The organism is Dysgonomonas sp. HDW5A, from assembly GCF_011299555.1.
Taxonomy (GTDB): domain Bacteria; phylum Bacteroidota; class Bacteroidia; order Bacteroidales; family Dysgonomonadaceae; genus Dysgonomonas_A.
Genome location: NZ_CP049857.1, coordinates 1,490,168 through 1,512,768, shown reverse-complemented (window position 1 = coordinate 1,512,768; position 22,601 = coordinate 1,490,168). Strand labels below are relative to the sequence as shown.

Here is a 22,601-nt window from a genome sequence, read left to right as displayed (position 1 = left end):
CTTTTTCGAAATATGAAGCCACTACAAATACTTTCACTTCTTTTAATTTTTATGTGCGGACTAGTTTCAGCACCATTAACAGCTCAAAATCCCGATACGGAAGTCCGTGCAGCCTGGCTGACAACTAACTGGAATCTCGACTGGCCTTCGCCCTCTTTATCGCCCGAAAATCAGCAAAAGCAATTGAGCAAGATTTTGGATCAGTTACAGGAGGCAAATTTTAACACCATACTTTTTCAGGTGCGAATTCGTGGAGATGTCTTCTTTCAATCAAAAATAGAACCTTGGAGCCCTTATATTTCCAAAGATAAAACCATTGGAGCTATTACAGCATACGATCCATTGGCCTATGCTATACAGGAATGCCACCGCAGAGGACTCGAGTGCCATGCGTGGATTGTGACCTTTCCGCTCGGTTCAAAAAAACAAGTCAAAGATCAAGGACGTTCATCAGTTGTATCGCGATACCCCCAACTTTGCAAATTATATAAAGACGAATGGTATCTTGATCCGGGAAACCCTGAAGCGAGAAAACATATCCTGAAAGTTGTCGATGAAATTGTTACCAATTACGATGTCGATGGTGTTCATTTCGACTATATCCGTTACCCAGAGGCAGCCGGAAAGTTTCCCGATAGTGATACTTTTTCCAAGTATGGTCGTGGAAAGTCATTACAAGAGTGGAGACGCGAGAATATAAATGCCTTAGTATCGGATATATACGATCAGACCAAAGAGAAAAAACCTTGGGTGCAGGTTAGTTGCAGCCCGATAGGCAGATACAAAGACCTTGATCCGATGAAAGGTACATGGACAGCCTATTCAAGCGTACATCAGGATGCCGGTAAATGGATGATGGACGGAAAGATGGATGCAATATACCCGATGATGTATTACAATGAGGCTAAATTTGGAACCTATGTAGATGAGTGGGTCAAAACAAGTAACGGACGCTTTGTAGTTCCCGGTCTTGGAGTATATCGGTTGATGTCTACAGAAGGTAACTGGCCATTAAAAGATATAACTCAACAGGTTGATTTTATCCGTACCAGCCAAGCTGCCGGAGCAGCCTATTACAGGGTAGGCAATGTGTTGAGCAATACAAAAGGTTTGAAAGATGCTTTGACGCATTATTATACTTATCCGGCAAAATTACCTTCAATGAAATGGCTGGATGATACAGCCCCTCTTTCGCCTCTGAATATGCAGGTTTATCGTGCTGCCGATGGTACAACCACCTTAGAATGGGAATCATCTAATCCTTCGGAAGGTCAGGTGTATACCGTTTACGAATCATCGACTGAGGATTTTGATATCAGGAATGTTAAAAGCATAGTAGCCACAGGAATAAGAGGTAATAAGATACAACTTCAGACCCCCGATATAGAGGAAGGAATTTATTATTCGGTAACAGCTTCCGACCGTTTTCATAACGAGAGTGTACCTTGTTTTCCTGTTTATTATGTACTTTCCCACAGTTTGGAAAAATAACGATATCCTTATTGAAAAACAGAAATGTTAAAATAGGAATTGATCTGATATCGAAAACTTGTATCTTTGAAATGTAGGTCAAAACCTATTCTGGAAAGTTCTGTGCTGTTATATGATGTGATATCATGCAGGTTTGTATTGAGAGATAAAATGCTATTGAACATGGAAAATATTATAAACAATATGAAATCTTTATATCCTATTTCCGATGAAACCATAGGGGAATTGGAAACCTGCGTCACTTTGTGTCATTTTCCTAAAAGGCATCAGTTGATAAAGAAAGATATATATTGTAAATATGCCTATTTCCTCGAAAAGGGAATGACACGCTCTTTCTGGTTGGTCGATGGTGAAGAGATAACAACTTCATTTTCCTGTGAAGGAGGTATTGTATTCAGTATGGATGAGTTGTATTATAAAAAAGTGAGTGAAGAGTTTGTCGAAACGCTCGAAGACGTGGAGGTTTACAGTATATTGCTAACTGATCTGACCCGCCTTTTCGAAACTAACCTTGAATTGAGTAATTGGGGGCGAATCATTCATCAGAATGAATACAGACGCTTGCATCGCAGTCACAAAGAACGTCTGACTTTACCTGCCAAAGAACGGTACGAAGAATTCAAAAAGCAGTTTCCTTATGTGGAACAGCGAACCAATTTAAGATATATTGCCTCCTATTTAGGGATTACCCTTTCTACACTCAGCCGACTTCGAGCCAATGATTAATTTCAGGCTTGATTGCCAATTTTGATTTAGGACAAACTTTTGCAAAGAAATACGTTGTATTTTTGCCGCATTAAGTTCGCATAACTATTTATTGCTTTGGAAAGCAAAACAGCGATAGGTTGTTATGTCTTTAAAGTTATTTATTCCTCAAAAACTAAATTTAATGCTGAAAACTCAAATCTCTGACGCTGCATTTGCAGATACCAAGCCACATTACAACATACTCGATGGATTACGTGGAGTGGCGGCTATCATGGTTGTATGCTTCCACATATTTGAAGCCTTTGCGACCAGTCATTTAGACCAAAGAATCAATCACGGTTATTTAGCAGTCGACTTTTTCTTTATACTGTCAGGATTTGTTGTCGGTTATGCTTACGACGATCGTTGGGGTACAATGAAACCCAAAGATTTCATCAAACGCCGGATTATACGTCTTCACCCGATGGTTGTAATGGGAGCTATCATAGGGGCCATCATGTTCTATACCCAAGGCTGCTCTGTATGGGATGTATCGGTAGTACCTGTTGTGGCTTTGCTTATTGCCACATTGTTGAATATGTTTTTGATTCCGGCTACTACAGGAACCGAAATAAGAGGTGTAGGGGAGATGTTCCCATTGAATGGACCCAGTTGGTCTTTGTTTTTTGAGTATATCGGTAATATTCTCTATGTGTTGTTTATTCGTAAGCTCTCAACTAAAGCTCTTGCAGTATTGGTTTTTGTTGCCGGATGCGGCTTGGCTTCATTTGCTGTATGGGGACCATTAGGTGATATATGTGTAGGGTTTTCACTGACAGGAGAAGAATTTACCGGAGGCTCTTTTCGCTTGTTATTCTCATTTTCTGCCGGACTACTTCTTTCTCGTATCTTCAAGCCTGCTAATATAAAAGGAGCTTTTTGGATATGCAGTTTGTTTATCGTAGCTCTTTTAGCTGTACCACGTATAGGTGGAGCCGAATATTTATGGATGAACGGTATATATGATACTGTATGCTGTGTTGTATTTTTTCCGCTTCTAGTCTATTTGGGAGCTTCAGGAAATACTACCGATAAGTACACGACTCGTGTATGCAAGTTCTTGGGAGATATTTCTTATCCTTTGTATATGGTACATTACCCCTTTATTTATCTGTATTTTGCTTGGGTGAAGAATAATGATCTCACATTTGAAGAATCATTGCCTGGTGCAGCAGGAGTTGTTGCAGGAAGTATTATTGTAGCCTATATCTGTTTGAAATTTTACGATATACCGGTACGAAGATATTTGACAAACCGGTTTTTAAAGCCCAAAAACAATATGTAACTAAAGTCTCAGACCTTTTTATAGCTTTGGCTGTAGGGGTGAACCTGTGTGTTCACCTATTTAGTACCGACACATAGGTCTGCCTCTACCAATAAAGATATATCATTAAATATTTAACGCTACCAAATAATACAAAAGGCTGATTTCGCAAGAAATCAGCCTTTTATTATATATATCGTGATTGTTTTTTAGAAATTCTTGAATCCCATTATCTCACGTACCTCCCGTAATGTTTTACGGGCACTTTCACGGGCTTTTTCAGTACCTTCGGTTACTACCTTGTGTAAGTATGCCTCATCGTCCTGAATTTGAAGAATACGGTCGCGAATAGGTGATGTTACCGCAATAATATCTTCAGCCAATTGCTTTTTAAGATCGCCGTAACGTATTTCGCATGAATTCCATTTATCTTCGAAATGTTTCACTACCTCTTCGGTTGAAACCACACGCAGAATAGTAAACAGGTTTTCGATACAATCGGGTTTTGGAGAATTAGGGCTTTGAGGTCCTTCGTCTGTTAATGCCCTTTTTACTTTCTTCTCTATGACTTTAGGCTCATCAAAAAGATAAATACAGTTACCTTCCGATTTTCCCATTTTTCCACTGCCGTCCAGTCCCGGTATTTTAATTAATTCGCTGCCAAAATTGTAGGCAATCGGTTCTTTAAAATACTCGACACCATAGAAATTGTTGAAACGGCGTGCAAATTTGCGAGTCATTTCGAGGTGTTGCTCCTGATCTTTTCCCACAGGTACCTTGTCGGCATTGTGCATCAATATATCGGCAGCCATAAGAGTAGGGTAGGTAAGTAAACCGGCATTCACATTTTCGGGCTGCTTACGAGCCTTTTCTTTGAAAGATACGGTCTTAGCCAATTCGCCCATATATGCATGCATATTCAGCAATAGATACAGTTCGCATACTTCGGGTACATCACTCTGTACGTATATAGTCGATATATCGGGGTCGATACCCGCAGCCAGATATTCGGTTAGCACATTCTTTACATTTCCATGTAATATCTTCGGATCCGGATGAGTCGTAAGAGAATGATAATCTGCAATAAAGAAGAAACATTTGTTTTCTTCCTGCATTTTTATAAAGTTTTTCAGGGCTCCATAGTAATTGCCTAAGTGGAGATTACCGGTCGAGCGAATACCGCTCACTACTGTTTCCATACTATATCATTTTGTTTCTATATACAAAGTTAGCGATTTTTTCAGGAGTTAAGCACTTTTTAGGTCCACAGAACTATTTATTGCTTTGGCTGTAGGGGTGAAACTGTTTATTCTATTAAATTGTCTTTTACTACGCGCAATCAGAGATTGCTTGTATTCCTTTTGCCCAAATCCGCAAAAGGAATCAAAAAGGCTTTGTGCTGAGTGGCTCGCCTATCTGACTTAAGCTTACAGGCTAAACTAAACCTACTGCCTTACGGCACGTTTAGTTTTACGCCCGCTTCGCTTGTCAGCCAACGGCTGTGGCACTGATGCACTTGGGCTGACGCACGTAAGTGGCTTTCGCCCGTCAGGCTTCCCGACCTAGACGGTTGCACGGGGTACCCGTAGGGCGAATGAAAGCGTTAAGAAACAAAAGGATATCAAGGATAAATGTTTTCTTTTGTTTTAGCTTTCGAGACCGTAGCGGGTCGAGCAAAAGGCACAGTCTTGATCTTTTGTTTCGTTTTGTATCAAGACAAAATGAAAAACAAACCCAATAGGGTGCGTTAGAATAATTGAACATTAAACATAACAGATCAACTACTGATTCGTATCATTAAATAGTTGATTTTAATTATCTATCAGTAATCCCCCAAAGGCTTTCGATTGTTTTCTTGGCTGTGTCCGAAAACCGAATCATTTTATGGTAAGATTCTTCACCCAATTTTAACTTTCCTTCCTCGTTTTGATATTTTTCAACAGGTATAAGCTGAAAATTCGGTTTTCCGTTCTCTATCGGTTTATTTACCCAAACCAAAGAATAAGAGCAGTTGTCGATCCGAACAACACCTGCGTTATCTTTGCTTAGGTCTATTTTAGCCATCATACCACCCTCTACATTATCGCCTTTCATTCCCGATATGAAATTTCCTAGTGAATAGACGATAATATTTTGAATAGAATCATTCTGTCTCTGTATGTCAATAGGCTGTACAACATGAGGATGGCTGCCAATTACTAATCTTACCCCGTTTTTTATAAGGAATTGAGCCAACTCTTTCTGTTCGGCATTAGGTGATAATTTATGCTCGATACCCCAGTGCATATTGGCAATGATAATATCGGGTTTCATCATCTTCGCCCACTGAATATCGTTTAATATCTGCTTTTTGTCGATGAGGTTTATGATATTGGGTTTTTGCAGCCTGATTCCGTTTGTGTCATAAGTATAATTGAGCATAGCAATGCGGATGCCATTCTTAATAATCATCAAAGGATAATACAAATCCTTTTTATCCTGATCAACATAAGTCCCCAAATGCTTTACATGCATAGAATCGAGCATGGTGATAGTCCTTTCGAGCCCTTGTTTTCTTTTATCCAGACTATGATTGTTGGCGGTGAGAAAAACATCAAATCCGGCATCTTTCAAAGCATATGCAAAAGCATCGGGAGACCCGAAACACGGATACCCTGTATATCCTTTGCCGGGAAGAGTTGTTTCGAGGTTGACAATTGCGATATCCGCATCTTTTATCTGATCTTCTATTTGAGTAAAGTACGAAGAGTAGTCATACCCGTCTTTTGTTTTGGCTGCGTCTATTTGCGACTGATGTTGCATGGCATCGCCTGCAAACAATAAACTGACCGTCTGCTTTTGTCCAAAGCCGTAAAAGCACATTGAAGTTAGAAAGAGAAAGAATATAGTATATTTTCTCATAAGTATGTTTATTAGAAGTCAGTTCTGATCAGAAGTTTTGAGATTTTATTTTCTCCAGAAAGCAGGCATGAATAGCGACAGGATAGTAAACAACTCCAAACGTCCTGTCAACATTAAGAATGACAGATACCATTTGGCAGTATCCGAAAGGTGACCAAAGTGTCCGCTATCGCTTAAGCTTCCTAGTCCTACATTACCCAAACACGATACAGAAGCTGTAATAGAATCCTCAAAATCTATACCTGTAAACGATAATACCAAAAAGCTGATAAATAGAATCAATAGGTACAGGAATATAAAAGCAAGTATCTTAGTTACTATATCTACGGGAAGTACCTGATCGTTGATACGTACGGGCAGAATAGCATTGGGGTGTACCTGACGTTTAAATTCGTTGATAGCATTCTTGAAGAGTACAACTATCCTGATTACTTTAATCCCTCCCGAGGTAGAGCCGGCACAGGCACAAATCATCATCAGACAGTATATGAGGAACATATAGAAAGGTCCCCAACTGGTAAAGTCAGCAGTCGAAAATCCGGTGGTGGTTATAGCCGATGTCACCTGAAAGAGTGAAGTTCGGAAAGCATCCTCTGCGATGTTTATTTTCCCTGAATATATCAAACCTGCCGTTATAACAGCGGTAAATGTAATATAGATAAGAAAATACCACTTCAGCTCTTCGTTATGAAATAGTTTCTTGTATTGGCCTTTAAATAAGAAGTAAATTAAAGAGAAGTTGATTCCCCCTATAAACATAAATATACTGATTACATACTCGATATATGCCGAATTCCAGTAAGCAATACTATCTTGTTTGGTAGAGAAACCACCTGTTGAGGCAGTAGACATAGCCTGACAAATGGCATCGAAAGCATTCATGGGACCTAACCAAAGTAGAGTGGCTATAATTGCGGTTATGGTAACATAAGTAAGAAGTAATCTTTTGGCAACTAGAGTAACTCTCGGTTGAAAACGATCGCGGGCTATACCTGTAGTTTCGGCATCGAAAAGAAAAGAAGCATTTCCGCCGATTATTGGAAGGACGGCTAGTGCAAATACAACAATACCCAAACCTCCGACCCACTGGGTAAGGCAACGCCAGAATAATAAACCGAGAGGAACGACATCTACATCGGGAATGATGGTAGAGCCCGTAGTTGTGAAGCCCGACATGGTTTCGAAGTATGCATCACTTACTTTGGGAATAACTCCGCTAAAGATAAAGGGAAGCATTCCGAAGGCAGATAATATAACCCACGAAAGACCCACGACCAGAAATCCTTCGCGTTTTCCGATAAACTGTTCTCTGGTTTCGGCACCTACAAGGCGAAATATCACCCCCACACCAATCGCAATAGAAGCACTTATAAGAAAAGCATCTCCACTTATTTCATGGTAATAAAATGATACAGCAGCCGAAATCATCAATAAAATGGATTCTATAATAAGTAAGAATCCCATGGTTTTAAAGATGAACCGAAAATTAAAATTTCCCATCTTAACGATTATAGCCAGAGCAAAGTTATAAAGTTAGGGTCTTTAGACCTTAAAAAAAGTAATAAAATAAGTCTGAGACTCTAATTAAAAAGTTTCTCAGCATCACGTAAAGCATCATCCAGACAGAAGACAACAACATTGTCATAAGGTTCTACCTGTGTATCCCCTTCTATTAGCATGGGTTCGCCATTACGTATCAAGCCTCCCAATGTCATATTGTTTGGCAAAGATAGGCGCTTTATTTCTTTTTTGGTAATTGCCGAGTTGGGACGTGCAATAATTTCTGCAACATCAGCATTGGCAAATGTTAGAGATTTCACATTCGAAACGTCTGCACTCAATAAAACACGATATATATTACTGACTGTAATTAATTTTTTGTTGATGATAGAACCAATATCCAGATTTTCGGCCATAGATATGTAATCCATGTTTTCAACCTCGGCTACAGTTTTTCTCACACCGAATCTTTTCGCAGCCAGACAAGCCAGTATGTTTGCTTCGGAGTTTCCTGTTACGGCTATAAAAGCATCTGTGTCCTTGATACTTTCTTCTTGTAGAAATTCGGAATTACGACCGTCATCATGGAAGACCGTCACATTCTTGGGTAGTTTTTGCAACAACTGATAGCACTTGTTTTTGTCTGACTCAAGTAGCTTAATTTTCATGTCGCTGGGTAGATATTGGCAGGTGCGGATTGCTATCCGGCTTCCTCCCATTATCATTATATTTTTTACTTCGAAATTCTTTTTGCCTGTAATAGCGGGAATTTCGTCTATAAATTCTTTTGTTGTCGTGAAAAAGAGAATATCTCCCGATATTATCTGATCAGATCCTTTGGGGATAATTGTCCGGTTGTTGCGTTTTATGGCTACAATGTGAAATTTTTTAGGATTTACAGATATTTCATGCAGATATTTACCTACCAGTTCCGAGTTACTTCTGATCTTGGCACCCACCAAAATGATAGCACCACCAAATAATTCGACCCAAAGTCTTACCCACGGTCTTTTTATAGCTGATACAATTTCTTTGGCTGCCAACATCTCAGGATAAACCATCGAGTCGACACCTAAGCTCTCGAAAAACTCTTTGTTTTTGGGTAGTAAATACTCGAAGTTATCGATACGTGCAAACGTTTTTTTCGCACCCATCTTAGAGGCAAGCATGCAAGAAGTAATGTTGACTGATTCTTCGGGGGTTACACCGATAAATAAATCGGCCTCTTCAACTCCTACTTCTTTCAAATCTTTCAGAGAAGTAGATGATCCCTCCATCGTCATTATTTCGAAATGGCTTTTCGAGAAATTCAATTTCTCAATATCGGGATCCATGATGATAACATCCTGATTTTCTCCCGATAATAGCTTAGCCAAATGTGTTCCTACAGCACCTGCACCTGCGATAACTACTCTCATGGTATAGGGGTTTCAACTTTTGCGTTTGTCAGGACGTTTACGATGCGTTTCTTTATTCCCGCTACGTCTATTTCGCATAACTTGTTTAATTCGGCAATCGAACCGTGTGTTACAAATTCGTCAGGTAATCCGACACGTGTAACTTCTATATTGTTAAAATTGTTCTCCGAAAAATGTTCTAGGATAGCCGATCCTAAACCACCTGCTATTACACCGTTTTCTACCGTCATCACTTTCGTAAATTTCGAAGCAACTTCGTTGAGCAGGTCTGTATCTATCGGCTTTAAAAATATGATATCATAATGAGCAATATTGTAACCAAGAGTTTCGAGTTCTTTGATAGCTGCCGTGACCGTGTTTCCTATCGGGCCTATTGATATTATAGCCATATCGGAGCCGTCTTTCAACTTACGACCTTTACCTATGGGCAGAATCTTCATTTCACACTCCCAGTCTTTTAATTCACCCTGTCCTCTCGGATAGCGTATTACAAACGGTCCCTCATTGCCATACGTAGCCGTATACATTAAGTGGCGTAAATAATGTTCGTTATATGGCGATGCAATTATCAGATTAGGTATACAGCGCATATAAGCAAGGTCAAAAGCTCCGTGATGCGTAGGTCCGTCTTCACCAACCAGCCCAGCCCTGTCGAGGCAGAATATCACATGAAGTTTTTGTAATGCTATGTCGTGTATCACCTGATCATAAGCGCGTTGCATGAACGATGAATATATATTACAAAACGGAATCAGTTCTTCCTTTGCCAAACCGCCTGCATAAGTAACAGCATGAGCTTCGGCAATACCTACATCAAAACTTCTTTCGGGAAATGCTTTCATCATAAAAGTCATAGAGCATCCCGATGGCATGGCAGGGGTAACACCTACTATGCGGGTATCTTTTTCGGCTAATTCAACAAGTGTATGACCGAAAACATTCTGATAAAGCTGAGGTTGGTCTTTTGCCTGATTGATAATTCTTTCACCGGTATCTTTATTGAACTTGCCGGGGGCATGCCATTCGGTAGCCGATTCTTCGGCAGGTTTATAACCCTTTCCTTTTATGGTATGTATATGAAGGAGTTTAGGACCTTTTAAGTCTTTAATATTTTGAATGATACGGATTAAGCCTTTTAAATCATGTCCGTCTATAGGTCCGAAATACCTTATGTTGAGTCCTTCAAAAATATTCTGTTGCTTGGTGATTAGCGACTTCAAACTGTTATTGAATCGAAGGATGAAGTTTTTGCCTTTCTCGGTAATAAGATTCTTTCTTTTGAATTTCTGATAAACGTCATTACGCATCCTGTTATAAGTTTGCGAAGTTGTCATTTTTACCAAATAATCTTTCAATCCTCCTACATTGTCATCAATTGCCATGTCATTGTCATTGAGTACAATAAGTAAGTCGTTGGGCTGAGAACTTGCATTGTTCAGACCTTCGTAAGCCAGACCTCCCGTAAGCGATCCGTCACCGATAACAGCAACTACATGCTTGTTTTCGTGCTTCAAGCTTGATGCCACAGCCATTCCCAGTGCAGCTGATATCGAATTTGAAGCATGCCCTGCCGAGAAAGTGTCATATTCGCTTTCCTCCGGATTAGGGAATCCTGCCAATCCTCCGAACTTGCGGTTTGTGTGGAACTGGTCTCTACGTCCCGTTAATATCTTGTGGCTATATGCCTGATGGCCTACATCCCAAACGATACGATCGAAAGGTGTATTGTATACATAGTGCAGAGCTACAGTAAGTTCTACTGTACCTAAGCTAGACCCAAAATGACCCGGATTTGCCGATAGTTGATCTATGATGAAAGTTCTAAGATCTTTGCAAAGAGTTTCCAGTTGGTCTAAAGTAAGACTTTTAAGGTCTTTCGGGTAGTCAATGCTTTGAAGCAATGATATATTGTTATTTTGGTTTTCGGACATATTAGTGAGTATAAATATTCGATCATTTCTTAAGAAACGAAAAATAGAGAGCAAAATTATAAAACAATTATATCTTATCCTATGTTTAGTGCGTAAAATAAAAAAGTATCAGTTACATAGCTTTATAAATAAACAATAAATAAAATTTATGAACTGTGGTATATTGCTGTATTAACAAAAATCAATTACTTTTGCAGATACCAGAGTTGGCGCGATAGTTCAATGGATAGAATAGAAGTTTCCTAAACTTTAGATCCGGGTTCGATTCCCGGTCGTGCTACTATTTTTTTATTTTCCTTTTATCTTAAACAATTTTAGGTCATTCTTTGTTTCTATTCCATAAGAACTTAAAATATTACAAAATGAAAAAATTAAGCTTAAGATTTCTGCTTATTCTATCTCTTGCATTATTAAATGTAGGTCTTGCGTCATCACAAGTCAGATTTGGTCTTCGTGGAGGTTTTGATGTTAGCAATAATCGTATCAACAAAGATATCTTAAATGCAAACAACCGCTTAGGATTTCAAGTCGGCGGAGTTGTCGAAGTAATGGCTCCTATCGTTGGATGGGGAGCAGAAGCCGCTGTGCTTTACGGACACCAGAAATTTGATGTTACAAATGAAAATTATAATCTTACCAATTATAATTATTTGAGGGTTCCGGTGAGTTTGAAGAAGAAATTTAGTATAGTTGGTCTTTTCGGAGTCTTCATTATTGTTGGTCCGTATGCCGAATTTAGACTAAGTGGAGGCGATCTTGAATCGAAAGGAAGCATAGTAGAACAATATAAATCGAAATCGTTTGGGATGGGATTCGATGCAGGAGCAGGAGTTGAACTTCTCAAACATCTTGAAATCGGTATGTATTATAGAAAAGCTTTGACTGATAATTATTCAAGTAGTTCTGAAGGTCGTTTAGAAAAAAGACCTTCTAACTGGAGTGTGAACTTAACTTATTTCTTTTGACGCAACATCTTTATATTGATGTGATAGTTCCACTGCCCTTGTCGGGAGTGTTTACTTATAAGATACCCGATCTGCTTGCAGATCGGGTTATTGTTGGTAGTAGGGTTATTGTGCAATTTGGAAAGAAGAAATTCTACACAGCTATTGTGCATCAGATATATCAATCGGATGAAGAGAAAACGGGAATAAAGGAAATAATTTCAGTTTTAGATACTCACCCCATTGTTTTGCCCGAGCAGCTGCGTTTCTGGGAGTGGATTGCTTCTTATTATATGTGTACTTTGGGCGAGATATATAAAGCAGCTTTGCCTTCAGCCTTAAAGTTAGAAAGCGAAACGCTAGTCTTTTTAGATGCTTCTTTTGAGGCTAAAGAACCTTTTACCGCCAATGAAACAAAAGTGTTCGATGTTCTTTCCGATTCTAAACCCCTTCGTATTGCCGAAATTGAAAAATTAACCGGAATATCTAATGTAATTCCGTATATAAAAGCCCTTACGGATAAGGGGGCTGCCTATCTGAATGAAAATATACAAAATCGATATTCAGCAAAAACCGAAACTTCGATAAGGCTCTCGAAAAATTACTCCGAAATCGAATTGTCTAGCATTCTAGAAAATCTGAAAAGGGCTAAAAAGCAAGAACAGGCCTTACTTTTGTTTTTAGAGCTAAAAAATAAATCTGGGGATTTAGATGAGTTTTTCATTAGAAAAAAACAATTGTTCGAGCAATGTGGTATTAGTCCGTCCGTGCTTGATGCACTTATCGAAAGAGGTATTTTGGAGTCTTTTCAGAATGAAATCGGACGTTTCGATTATGGTGATGCAAATTTGCTCTCGTCTAATGCTTTGAACCTTTTTCAGGAGAAAGCATACGATGAAATATATGCTCATTTCAAAGAAAAGCAGGTTGTTTTACTTCATGGTGTGACTTCTTCGGGTAAAACCGAAATATATATTCAACTGATAAAAGATGCTATCGAAAAGGGTGAACGGGTTCTGTATCTTTTACCCGAAATAGCATTGACTACTCAAATAACCGAAAGGTTGAAATCGGTCTTCGGAAACAAACTGCTGGTGTATCATTCTCGCTTCAACGATAATGAGCGTGCCGAGACTTGGCAGTCGTTACTTCAAAAAGATGAATGTCAGGTAGTATTGGGGGCACGTTCGTCGGTATTCTTACCTTTCCGAGATCTTGGTTTGGTGATTGTTGATGAAGAACACGAAGCTTCTTATAAGCAGCAAGATCCCGCTCCCCGTTATAATGCGCGCAATGCAGCTATAGTATTGGCAGGTATTTACGGTGCTAAGACTTTACTGGGTACTGCAACGCCGGCTATCGAAACATATTATAATGCTCTTTCGGGGAGATACGGTTTGGTGACACTGAGCAAGCGCCATTCGGAAATTGAGTTGCCCGAAATAGTGCCAATTAATACCAAAGACCTGAGAAAAAGAAAGCAGATGAAGTCCATTCTGTCTCCTCCCTTGGTCGAGGAAATGAAGAATGCCTTAGGTCGGAATGAGCAGGTAATCTTATTTCAGAATCGCAGAGGATTTGCTCCTTTGCTCGAATGTAAAACCTGTTCATGGACTCCAAAGTGTTTGCATTGCGATGTGACACTCACTTTTCATAAAGGGCAACGGGTAATGGTTTGTCATTATTGTGGTGCGGTTTATTCGATACCCACCAAATGTCCCGAATGTAAAACTCCTACTTTGGAAGTACAAGGCTATGGAACAGAGCGAATAGAGGAGCTGGTAAATGAAGCAGTTCCCGAAGCAAATGTAGTCCGAATGGATTTGGATACAACCAGAAGTAAAAGATCGTATGAACGGATCATTGCAGATTTCGAAGTAAATAAAACCAATGTTTTGGTAGGAACGCAGATGGTTTCGAAAGGGTTGGACTTTGATAATGTGAGTGTAGTTGGTATTCTGAATGCAGACAGTATGCTTAATTATCCCGATTTCAGAGCACACGAACGGGCTTTCCAACTTATGATGCAGGTCAGCGGACGTGCAGGCCGTAGGCAGAAACGTGGTTTGGTATTATTGCAGACGGCACATCCCGGTCATCCTATTATCTCCTATATAAGAAACAACGATTATATTTCGTTCTACGAAACCCAAATAAATGAACGTCAACTGTTTCGATACCCACCTTTCTATAGATTGATCGAAATTGTAATCAGAGGCAGGGAAGAACAGTCTACAGAAGGTTTTGCTTTGGAATTTGCTCAGGTTCTTCGACAAACATTTCAAGAAAGGGTTTTAGGTCCTGTAAAACCCGGAATATCGAGGGTTCAATCTCTTTATATACGTAAGATAGTATTGAAAATCGAAAATCAGGCATCCCCCCAGAAAATTAGAGAATTGATTGAGTTTTATCAAAAGCAAGTGATGATGAACTCTAAATTTAAATCGGTACTTTTGCATTACGATGTCGATCCGATGTAAGATCATAGACTTTTTATTCCTTCGACAATTTAGTAACGATAGATAGTTCCGGTTATGAAAATGCAGTTATTAAGCCTAATAATTTCACTCCCTTTTTTTATTTTTTCTTGTCAGAATAAACCGGAATCCAACAGGGTTGAATCACCTATTGAAGACTCCATTCATACAGACACTATAATAGTTAGAGAAATAGAGGAGCAGGTACCTGCCAAATCTTCTATGGCTTTATATCTCGAAGAACAAGGTTTGGTAAATATTCATTCTTTGGATTCAACTATTCATGTCGATTTAAAATATGCAACAACGGACAATTTTACGAAAGAAATATTGTATGATGATCTTACAGAGGCATATCTTCATCCTATCGCTGCCCAAAAACTGGCGAAGGCTCAGCAGTTATTGAAAGAAATTGATCCCGACTTGTCTTTATTGGTATATGATGCAGGCAGACCTATGTCTGTGCAGAAGAAAATGTATAAAGTAGTCCAAAATACACCTTATAGAGAATATGTTGCCGATCCGAGTAAAACAGGGATGCATAATTATGGTATGGCTGTCGATTTAACGATCTGCCGATCCGATGGAACAGCTTTAGATATGGGTACTTCTTTCGATTTCTTTGGTAAGGCCGCCGGAATTAATCAAGAGGAACAACTTTTAAACGAAGGTTTATTAACCCGAGAACAAATCAATAATCGAAAACTGCTTCGAAAGGTGATGACAGAAGCAGGGTTTATTACCATACGTGGCGAATGGTGGCACTTTAATGCTGTTTCGAGAAGTGAAGCAAAAAGAGATGTGAATGTTATAGAGTGAGAAAGGATTATATAATATAAAAAGTATGCCTAAAATAAAATGTCGTTGTTCTAATATAATTTCATTAGGGGAAATACCTTGCCCACATCAATATAATGTTATATCTGATGTTAAATACGATCATTTTCAGGGTTTAATAGACGCGGAGAGTCTATATCTAGAAATGTTTATTGCAATTAAATGCAATGTTTGTGAAAGAATTATCCTATATAAGGATGGCTTTGATAATGCTCCTGAGGTTTATACTAAAGAATTATAAATTTTAGCTGCATTATAATAGTATCTTTATAAGAGGTAGGGAACCATAGATGAAAAACACGAAATTTTTCTTAGATTTGTATTTGTAAAATGGATAACTCAAATGGATAATTATATAGTTTCGGCACGTAAATACAGACCATCGACATTTAAATCGGTAGTAGGGCAGCGTGCATTGACAACTACACTGAAAAATGCAATTGCCTCTAATAAACTGGCTCATGCTTACTTATTCTGCGGGCCCCGTGGAGTAGGTAAAACTACCTGTGCCCGTATATTTGCAAAAACGATTAACTGTCTTTCTCCATTAGCTGATGGCGAAGCTTGCAATACGTGCGAATCGTGTGTTGCTTTTAACGATCAGCGCTCTTTTAATATTCATGAACTGGATGCAGCATCCAATAACTCGGTAGATGATATCCGATCGCTCATAGATCAGGTGCGTATACCCCCTCAAATAGGTAAATATAAAGTTTATATTATAGATGAGGTTCACATGTTGTCTTCGGCGGCATTCAATGCTTTCCTGAAAACATTGGAAGAACCCCCTCACCATGCTATTTTTATTTTAGCAACTACCGAGAAGCATAAAATACTACCAACGATTCTTTCTCGTTGTCAGATATACGACTTTAGCCGTATCAGTATAAGCGATACAGTAGAGCATCTGAAATATGTGGCTTCTCAAGAAGGCGTTAATGCAGAATTGGAAGCATTAAACGTTTTAGCGCAAAAATCGGATGGAGGTATGCGTGATGCACTTTCGATATTCGATCAGGTAGTTAGTTTTACAGGAGGAAATGTTACCTATAAAGCTGTTATCGATAATTTGAATGTACTCGATTATGAGTATTATTTCAAGTTAACCGAAGCAGTCCTTACCAATAATGTTATTGATAGCTTACTTATCTTAAACGATATTCTGAACAAAGGTTTCGATGGTCATAATGTTGTAACAGGTGTAGCTTCGCACTTTCGCGATCTATTGGTCTGTAAAGATCCACGTACTGCCGAATTATTCGAGGTAGGAGCATCCATCCGCGAAAGATATATAACCATGTCGCAAAGATGCTCTAATGAGTTTCTTTATCGGGCAATTGAGATAACAAACGAATGTGATTTAAATTATAGAGTAAGCAAGAATAAAAAACTTTTAGTCGAACTGACGCTCATTCGCCTGTGTCAGCTTTCGGGCAATCCACAATCTGTGGATGAAAAAAAAAAGTCATAATTGAACCTATCTTCTCTTCTGTAGAAGCGGCTGCAACTCCTGCACCTGCTACTCAAAGAGGAGCATCTCAGGTGCCTTCTGCAGCGGCTCCTGCCGCTACACCCCGACCTAATCAACAGCCAAAACCAATACGAAATAATTCTATTGCCGGATTTGGTGTGTCTATATCTGCCCTGTCTCAACAGAAAACAGAGGAAGAGGTGGTAGAAGCAAAGCAAACAGAAATACTTACCGAAACATTTACTCCTTTACAACTTCTCCATGAATGGAAGGCTTATGCGGAATCTATTCCCGAGGAACATCACTTGAAAAATACAATGCTTAATTGTTTACCCGATCTTTTGAATCGAGATACATTTGAGGTCGTTGTAAATAATCCCGTGCAAGAACAGAGGTTGTTGGATAATGCGGTTAACATTATGCCATTCCTTCGTAAAAATCTGAGGAATACTCAGGTGCAAATGAAGGTACGGGTAACTGTCGAAAATGAGAAAAAGCTGGGCTTCACTTCATTAGAGAAGTTTAATCTGATGGTTGAACAAAACGAAAGTGTAAAAAGACTCAAGGATGAATTTGGTCTTGAATTGATGTAATTAAGAACAACGAAAAATATTTTGAATTTTTTTCTGATTTTGTTTGGAGTAAAAGAAAAAAGACATATCTTTGCATCGCATTTGAGAGAAAGTGCTACTCCTAAAAGGGGCGATTAGCTCAGTTGGTTCAGAGCATCTGGTTTACACCCAGAGGGTCGGGGGTTCGAATCCCTCATCGCCCACAAGATAACATCTACAAAGAAATTTGTGGATGTTTTTTTTATGTACTAAAATGTAGCAATCGGTAAACCCATGAAAGTTTACAATTTTCGCACAGGAATATAATATTGTATGAATACTGAAAAGCGAGAGTTTCCTTATCGGGAACTCTCGCTTTTTATGAAATATGATTGATACTTTTTATCGTTTCTCCTTAGAGAACGAATAAGGAGCATCTGAATCATTTATTCCTCTGCTTTTATTTGGTTTATCAGACATCTCGAAATTTATTCTCGCTCCATTTAAAAGTTCAGAATGAGTCAGGTAATTCTTGGTATAATTCTTCCCGTTCAATGTCATCGATTGAATATACCTGTTATCCTTATTGTTGTTATTAGATGTAATGATAACCTTTTTTCCGTTCTCCAGATTTAGAGTTACTTTCTTAAACAGCGGAGAGCCTAAAACATATTGATCCGAGCCGGGACAAACAGGATAAAACCCTAAAGCCGAAAATACATACCAAGCCGAAGTTTGCCCGTTATCCTCGTCTCCACAATACCCGTCAGGGGCAGATGTATAGAGTTTATCCATTACCTCACGATTCCAATATTGAGCCTTCCAGGGTTCGCCCGCATAATTGTACATGTAGATCATGTGTTGTGCCGGCTGATTACCATGTGCATATTGCCCCATATTCATCACCTGCATTTCACGCATCTCGTGTATCATCGAGCGGCTATCCATTCCTACAGAACCGGGAATAATGAATACCGAATCGAGCATAGTTACGAATGCTTTCTTTCCACCCATTAAATCGATTAAGCCTTGAGGATCTTGAAATACAGACCAGCTGTAATGCCAGCTATTCCCCTCTGTAAAATCCCAACTCCAATCAGTCGGTTTAAAAGAGTCTGAGAATTGACCTGCCTCAGTTTTTCCGCTCATCAGTTTATTCTTCGGATTGAACAGATTCTTGTAGTTCATGGCACGCTCTCCATATATGGCTATTTCTGCTTCAGGTTTATTCAATGCTTTTCCCAGTTGATATATTGTCCAGTCATCATACGAGTATTCGAGCGAACGGGCTACATTCTGACTTATTTTTACATCATTTGGAATATATCCCAATCGGTTATAATATTCATATCCGGTTCTTCCCGAAGCAGCTACCTTAGGGTGTACATTATTCGCCCCATGTTTAACAGCTTCCCAAAGGGTTTCGATATCATACCCTCTCAATCCTTTGATATAAGCATCTGCTACAACTGATGCCGAATTGTTTCCCACCATAATGCTTCTATGACCCGGACTTGCCCATTCGGGTAGAAATCCACTTTCTTTATAAGCATTTACAAGGCCTTCCTGCATCTTTTGGTTCATAGAAGGATACATGAGGTTAAGAAAGGGAAACAGGCAGCGGAAGGTATCCCAGAATCCTGTATCAGTAAACATATATCCGGGCAATACTTCGCCATTATACGGACTGTAATGCATCACTTTTCCTTCTTTATTTATTTCCGACAAATTGCGAGGGAAAAGCACCGAGCGATAGAGGGATGAATAGAACGTACGAAGGTTGTCGATGTTATCATCCTCCACTTCGATTCTGCCTAATGTTTCGTTCCACACTTGTTTGCCCTTTGCTGTTAACTGGTCGAAGCTGTCTGTTCCGAGTTCTTTTAAGTTGAGTTCAGCCTGATCGTAACTGATAAATGAAGATGCTACACAGGCATGTACAATTTCACCTTTTTTTGTCGAAAATCCAATGATTGCACCCGAGTGGTTCTTTTTGACTTCGGTTTCGTTCTTTTTTATGATACTGTCGCCCACGGCTGCATAATAAGTAAAAGGTTTATCGAAAGTGATTACAAAGTAGTTCTTGAAATTTTCGGGTACTCCTCCACTGTTTCGGGTAGTATAACCGATAATCTTATTTTCATTTGGAATAATTTTCACATACGAACCCCTGTCGAAAGCATCGATAACTACATACGAATCGTCAGTATCGGGAAACGTAAATCGAAACATGGCTGCCCGTTCGGTAGGTGTAATTTCGGTAGTTACATCATGATCGGCTAGATATACACGATAATAATAAGGCTTTGCCACTTCTGCTTTGTGTGAAAACCAACTTGCCCGCTCATTCTGATCAAATACAGCTTTTCCCGTTGTGGGCATAATTGCAAATTGTCCGTAATCGTTCATCCATGGACTAGGCTGATGCGTTTGCTTAAAGCCTCTGATTTTGTCGGCAGTGTAAACGTATGCCCATCCGTCACCCATTTTACCCGTTTGTGGAGTCCAGAAATTCATTCCCCAAGGCATTGCGATAGCAGGGTAGGTATTACCTGTCGATAATTCGTATTTTGATAATGTTCCCACCAATGTACTCACATAGTCCACCGGTGTGGGCTTTTGTGCACTTATGGTACAGATTGTACTGATAATAGTCAATATCAGACATGTGATTTTCTTCATGATATTTTGTTTACTGGTTTATATTTTAAGGTTTGTCCCGGTTTTGATAGTGATGGAGCTACAGAATCATCTGCCGTACCCCACGATGGGTTGGGTTTATTACCCAATACAAATTTTATTTCAGCACCGTTTTTTATAGTATCAAAGGTAATATATGTTTTATTATAAGGCTGTCCGTTGATGTACATAGCTTGAATATATACATTCTCTTTACTATAATTTTCGGTAGTTACGGTTACCTTTTTGCCATTACCCAATGTCATTTGGATAAATTCCAATCCCGGTGATCCGATAGCATATATATTGCTCGATGGGCAGGTAGGATAAAAGCCCATACTATTGAAAATATACCATGCTGACATTTGTCCGCAATCGTCATTTCCACTCAACGCATCGGGTTTATCTCCATAAAGATTGTCTAGGATATAACGGACTTTTTCCTGAGCTTTCCACGGTTGTTTCAGATAATTGTAAAGATAGATTATCTGATGGCAAGGTTCGTTTCCATGCCAATAAGCCCCTATTCTACCCTGTATATCGTGAGCGCCGGGTATATCGTCGGGCAATTCCATCGTAAACATCGAATCTAAACGTTGTGTAAAGAGTTCTTTACCCATTTCGTTAATATATCCCTGAACATCTTGAGGAACATACCATGTATATTGATAAGTAAAGCCTTCGGTAATATCGCCCCATCCGTGAACTGATCCCGGCCCTGTGTAGGCAATAGGTTCAAAAGGAGTACGCCAATTACCTTGCGAATCTCTACCACGCATAAATTTAGTTTCGGGATCTATCAGATTTTGATAAGATAAGGCTCTGTTGAGGAAATAATTATAATCGTCTTCTTTTCCTAATTTCTGAGCAGCCATAGCGATACAATAATCGTCATAGGCATATTCCAGTGTTTTGGAAACCGATTCGGGTTCTTTTTCGAATGGAATCCAGCCTATATTGCGATATTCGAGCAATCGGTCGTAGTTAGGATTCATGGCTGTAGTTTTCATAGCTTGAAAAGCACGTTCGTAATCAAATCCTTTGATATCCTTTACAATAGCATCGGAGATGACCGAAACGGCATGATAACCGATCATACACCAAGTCTCATTACCATAAAATGACCAGATAGGAAGCATATGTTCCACACTTTGATCGTAATGAGCAAGCATCGAATTAATCATATTGGCATTACGATCGGGATGAATCAGATTCAATAACGGGTGATGTGCCCTGTATGTATCCCACAGCGAGAAAACCGTATAATTGGTAAAATCTTTCGCCGGATGAATATTAGAATCCAATCCCCTGTATTTACCGTCAATATCTTCAAAAACAAAAGGATGCAACGAAGCATGATATACAGATGTGTAAAACGTTCTCATCTGTTCTTCTGTTCCTTTTATCTTGAATCGACTTAACTCCTTTGCCCATAAAAGTTCGCCTTTCTTTTTCAGGCTGTCAAAGTTCTGATTCTCTATTTCTTTTATATTGGCATAAGCTCCCGATGTTCCTGTGGATGAAACGGCTACTTTAACCTGTATTTCCTCATTTTCTTTGGTATCGAAATCGAACCAACCTACAATTTTAGTACCGAATGCTATACGATCGCTACGAAAACGTTTGGTATCATATATAACAGGTTTTCCGTTTTGCATAATTCCCGATCGGGCGAATGGTTTAGAGAATTGTGCTACAAAATACACATAGCGTTCGGGTCCCCATCCGTTGACTAATTTAAATCCGCAGATAGTAGAATCGTTCTCTATTCTGAGTTGCGACCATGTTGTTTTAAACATTTGCACATGCTCCATATCTACCATAATGAACGAACTGTCAGCCTTGGGAAACGTAAACTTAAATATACCCGAATGCATACCCGATGTCATTTCGGCTTTAACTCCATAATCCAATAAATCGACTCCGTAATAATTGGGTGATGCCCATTCCTTGTCGTGACTGTATCGGGAGCGATACCCTTCATCGGGTTTTTCGTGTGTACCTGCTACAAATTTCTTAGTACCTGTACCCGGAATGAAAAGGAAGTCGCCTAAATCGGGTATGCCTGTTCCGCTGAGATGGGTAAGGCTGAAACCCATTATAGTGGGATGATCATATTTATAACCTGACGCGGCATCGTAGTAATCGTTATCCGTATCGGGGCTTATCTGTATTCCTCCAAAAGGAATCTGAGAACCGGGATACACATTCCCGAATCCCGATGTTCCGACAAAGGGGTTTACATAAGCGTTCAACGATAAATCGGCTTCTTGGTTATCATCTGCACTGCTGTTCTTTTGTTTGCAACTGCATAGGGCGGATAGGGTTAGAAGGCAGATTATATATCGGTTTAATTTATTCATAGTTTAGTGTTTTTGATTAAAGTATCA

General features: G+C 39.3%; 14 protein-coding genes, 2 tRNA genes and 1 pseudogene. 10 read left to right on the top strand and 7 right to left on the bottom strand.

From position 1 onward, the window contains the following. The first annotated feature begins 12 nt into the window (after positions 1–12). The 3 genes from G7050_RS06225 (at position 13) to G7050_RS06215 (ending at position 3,523) form a co-directional block, all read left to right on the top strand. Complete coding sequence (locus G7050_RS06225; protein ID WP_166112720.1) at positions 13–1,491, top strand: glycoside hydrolase family 10 protein; 1,479 nt, start codon at positions 13–15, stop codon at positions 1,489–1,491. Between the two features lie 162 nt (positions 1,492–1,653). Further along, positions 1,654–2,217, top strand: a complete 564-nt coding sequence (locus tag G7050_RS06220; RefSeq protein ID WP_166112717.1) for a Crp/Fnr family transcriptional regulator — start codon at positions 1,654–1,656, stop codon at positions 2,215–2,217. A gap of 163 nt (positions 2,218–2,380) precedes the next feature. Next, positions 2,381–3,523 (top strand): acyltransferase, encoded by a 1,143-nt coding sequence (locus tag G7050_RS06215; RefSeq protein ID WP_166112714.1) that lies wholly within the window; start codon positions 2,381–2,383, stop codon positions 3,521–3,523. Between the two features lie 188 nt (positions 3,524–3,711). On the opposite strand, the gene trpS is transcribed toward G7050_RS06215, so the two are convergent. The 5 genes from trpS to dxs form a co-directional block, all read right to left on the bottom strand. Then, the gene (gene trpS / locus G7050_RS06210) at positions 3,712–4,701 is read right to left on the bottom strand and encodes a tryptophan--tRNA ligase (protein WP_166112711.1); all 990 of its coding nucleotides are present in this window, start codon (positions 4,699–4,701) and stop codon (positions 3,712–3,714) included. 616 nt (positions 4,702–5,317) lie between these two features. Beyond that, positions 5,318–6,403, bottom strand: a complete 1,086-nt coding sequence (locus G7050_RS06205; protein ID WP_255499269.1) for a CapA family protein — start codon at positions 6,401–6,403, stop codon at positions 5,318–5,320. A 45-nt stretch (positions 6,404–6,448) separates the two neighbouring features. Beyond that, positions 6,449–7,903, bottom strand: a complete 1,455-nt coding sequence (locus G7050_RS06200) for a TrkH family potassium uptake protein (protein ID WP_166112708.1) — start codon at positions 7,901–7,903, stop codon at positions 6,449–6,451. An 80-nt stretch (positions 7,904–7,983) separates the two neighbouring features. Continuing rightward, positions 7,984–9,321, bottom strand: a complete 1,338-nt coding sequence (trkA, locus tag G7050_RS06195) for a Trk system potassium transporter TrkA (RefSeq protein WP_166112705.1) — start codon at positions 9,319–9,321, stop codon at positions 7,984–7,986. Further along, complete coding sequence (dxs, locus tag G7050_RS06190) at positions 9,318–11,252, bottom strand: 1-deoxy-D-xylulose-5-phosphate synthase (RefSeq protein ID WP_166112702.1); 1,935 nt, start codon at positions 11,250–11,252, stop codon at positions 9,318–9,320. The genes trkA and dxs overlap by 4 nt, the downstream gene beginning before the upstream one ends. A 208-nt stretch (positions 11,253–11,460) precedes the next feature. Here dxs and G7050_RS06185 point away from each other — a divergent pair. The 7 genes and pseudogenes from G7050_RS06185 to G7050_RS06160 all read left to right on the top strand — a co-directional run bounded on the left by G7050_RS06185 (position 11,461) and on the right by G7050_RS06160 (position 17,756). Beyond that, positions 11,461–11,532: transfer RNA gene (locus tag G7050_RS06185), tRNA-Arg, on the top strand. 82 nt (positions 11,533–11,614) lie between these two features. Then, positions 11,615–12,217, top strand: coding sequence for an outer membrane beta-barrel protein (locus G7050_RS06180; protein ID WP_166112699.1), 603 nt, complete (start codon positions 11,615–11,617; stop codon positions 12,215–12,217). Further along, positions 12,214–14,676 carry a primosomal protein N' gene (priA, locus tag G7050_RS06175; protein ID WP_166112696.1) on the top strand — a complete coding sequence of 821 codons (2,463 nt, stop codon included), beginning with the start codon at positions 12,214–12,216 and terminating at the stop codon, positions 14,674–14,676. Before G7050_RS06180 ends, priA begins: the two co-directional genes overlap by 4 nt. Before the next feature lie 54 nt (positions 14,677–14,730). Beyond that, complete coding sequence (locus G7050_RS06170) at positions 14,731–15,492, top strand: M15 family metallopeptidase (RefSeq protein WP_255499268.1); 762 nt, start codon at positions 14,731–14,733, stop codon at positions 15,490–15,492. 361 nt (positions 15,493–15,853) lie between these two features. Continuing rightward, positions 15,854–16,992: pseudogene (locus G7050_RS06165) on the top strand (DNA polymerase III subunit gamma/tau); the annotation flags it as partial. Between the two features lie 60 nt (positions 16,993–17,052). Beyond that, complete coding sequence (locus tag G7050_RS18000) at positions 17,053–17,574, top strand: hypothetical protein (protein WP_370521999.1); 522 nt, start codon at positions 17,053–17,055, stop codon at positions 17,572–17,574. A gap of 107 nt (positions 17,575–17,681) precedes the next feature. Next, positions 17,682–17,756 (top strand) — tRNA-Val (locus tag G7050_RS06160). 178 nt (positions 17,757–17,934) lie between these two features. On the opposite strand, the gene G7050_RS06155 is transcribed toward G7050_RS06160, so the two are convergent. Both G7050_RS06155 and G7050_RS06150 read right to left on the bottom strand, forming a co-directional pair. Continuing rightward, positions 17,935–20,214 (bottom strand): GH92 family glycosyl hydrolase, encoded by a 2,280-nt coding sequence (locus G7050_RS06155; protein ID WP_166112693.1) that lies wholly within the window; start codon positions 20,212–20,214, stop codon positions 17,935–17,937. Continuing rightward, positions 20,211–22,574 (bottom strand): GH92 family glycosyl hydrolase, encoded by a 2,364-nt coding sequence (locus tag G7050_RS06150; RefSeq protein WP_166112690.1) that lies wholly within the window; start codon positions 22,572–22,574, stop codon positions 20,211–20,213. The genes G7050_RS06155 and G7050_RS06150 overlap by 4 nt, the downstream gene beginning before the upstream one ends. Between the last annotated feature and the right edge of the window lie 27 nt (positions 22,575–22,601).

Excerpts from the sequence above, each read along its gene's own strand:
- G7050_RS06215 (WP_166112714.1), top strand. The coding sequence starts at position 2,381 with ATGCTGAAAACTCAAATCTCTGACGCTGCATTTGCAGATACCAAGCCA.
- G7050_RS06200 (WP_166112708.1), bottom strand. The coding sequence starts at position 7,903 with ATGGGAAATTTTAATTTTCGGTTCATCTTTAAAACCATGGGATTCTTA.
- G7050_RS06180 (WP_166112699.1), top strand. The coding sequence starts at position 11,615 with ATGAAAAAATTAAGCTTAAGATTTCTGCTTATTCTATCTCTTGCATTA.
- dxs (WP_166112702.1), bottom strand. The coding sequence starts at position 11,252 with ATGTCCGAAAACCAAAATAACAATATATCATTGCTTCAAAGCATTGAC.
- G7050_RS06170 (WP_255499268.1), top strand. The coding sequence starts at position 14,731 with ATGAAAATGCAGTTATTAAGCCTAATAATTTCACTCCCTTTTTTTATT.
- trpS (WP_166112711.1), bottom strand. The coding sequence starts at position 4,701 with ATGGAAACAGTAGTGAGCGGTATTCGCTCGACCGGTAATCTCCACTTA.
- G7050_RS06220 (WP_166112717.1), top strand. The coding sequence starts at position 1,654 with ATGGAAAATATTATAAACAATATGAAATCTTTATATCCTATTTCCGAT.
- G7050_RS06155 (WP_166112693.1), bottom strand. The coding sequence starts at position 20,214 with ATGAAGAAAATCACATGTCTGATATTGACTATTATCAGTACAATCTGT.
- G7050_RS06205 (WP_255499269.1), bottom strand. The coding sequence starts at position 6,403 with ATGAGAAAATATACTATATTCTTTCTCTTTCTAACTTCAATGTGCTTT.
- G7050_RS06225 (WP_166112720.1), top strand. The coding sequence starts at position 13 with ATGAAGCCACTACAAATACTTTCACTTCTTTTAATTTTTATGTGCGGA.
- trkA (WP_166112705.1), bottom strand. The coding sequence starts at position 9,321 with ATGAGAGTAGTTATCGCAGGTGCAGGTGCTGTAGGAACACATTTGGCT.
- G7050_RS06150 (WP_166112690.1), bottom strand. The coding sequence starts at position 22,574 with ATGAATAAATTAAACCGATATATAATCTGCCTTCTAACCCTATCCGCC.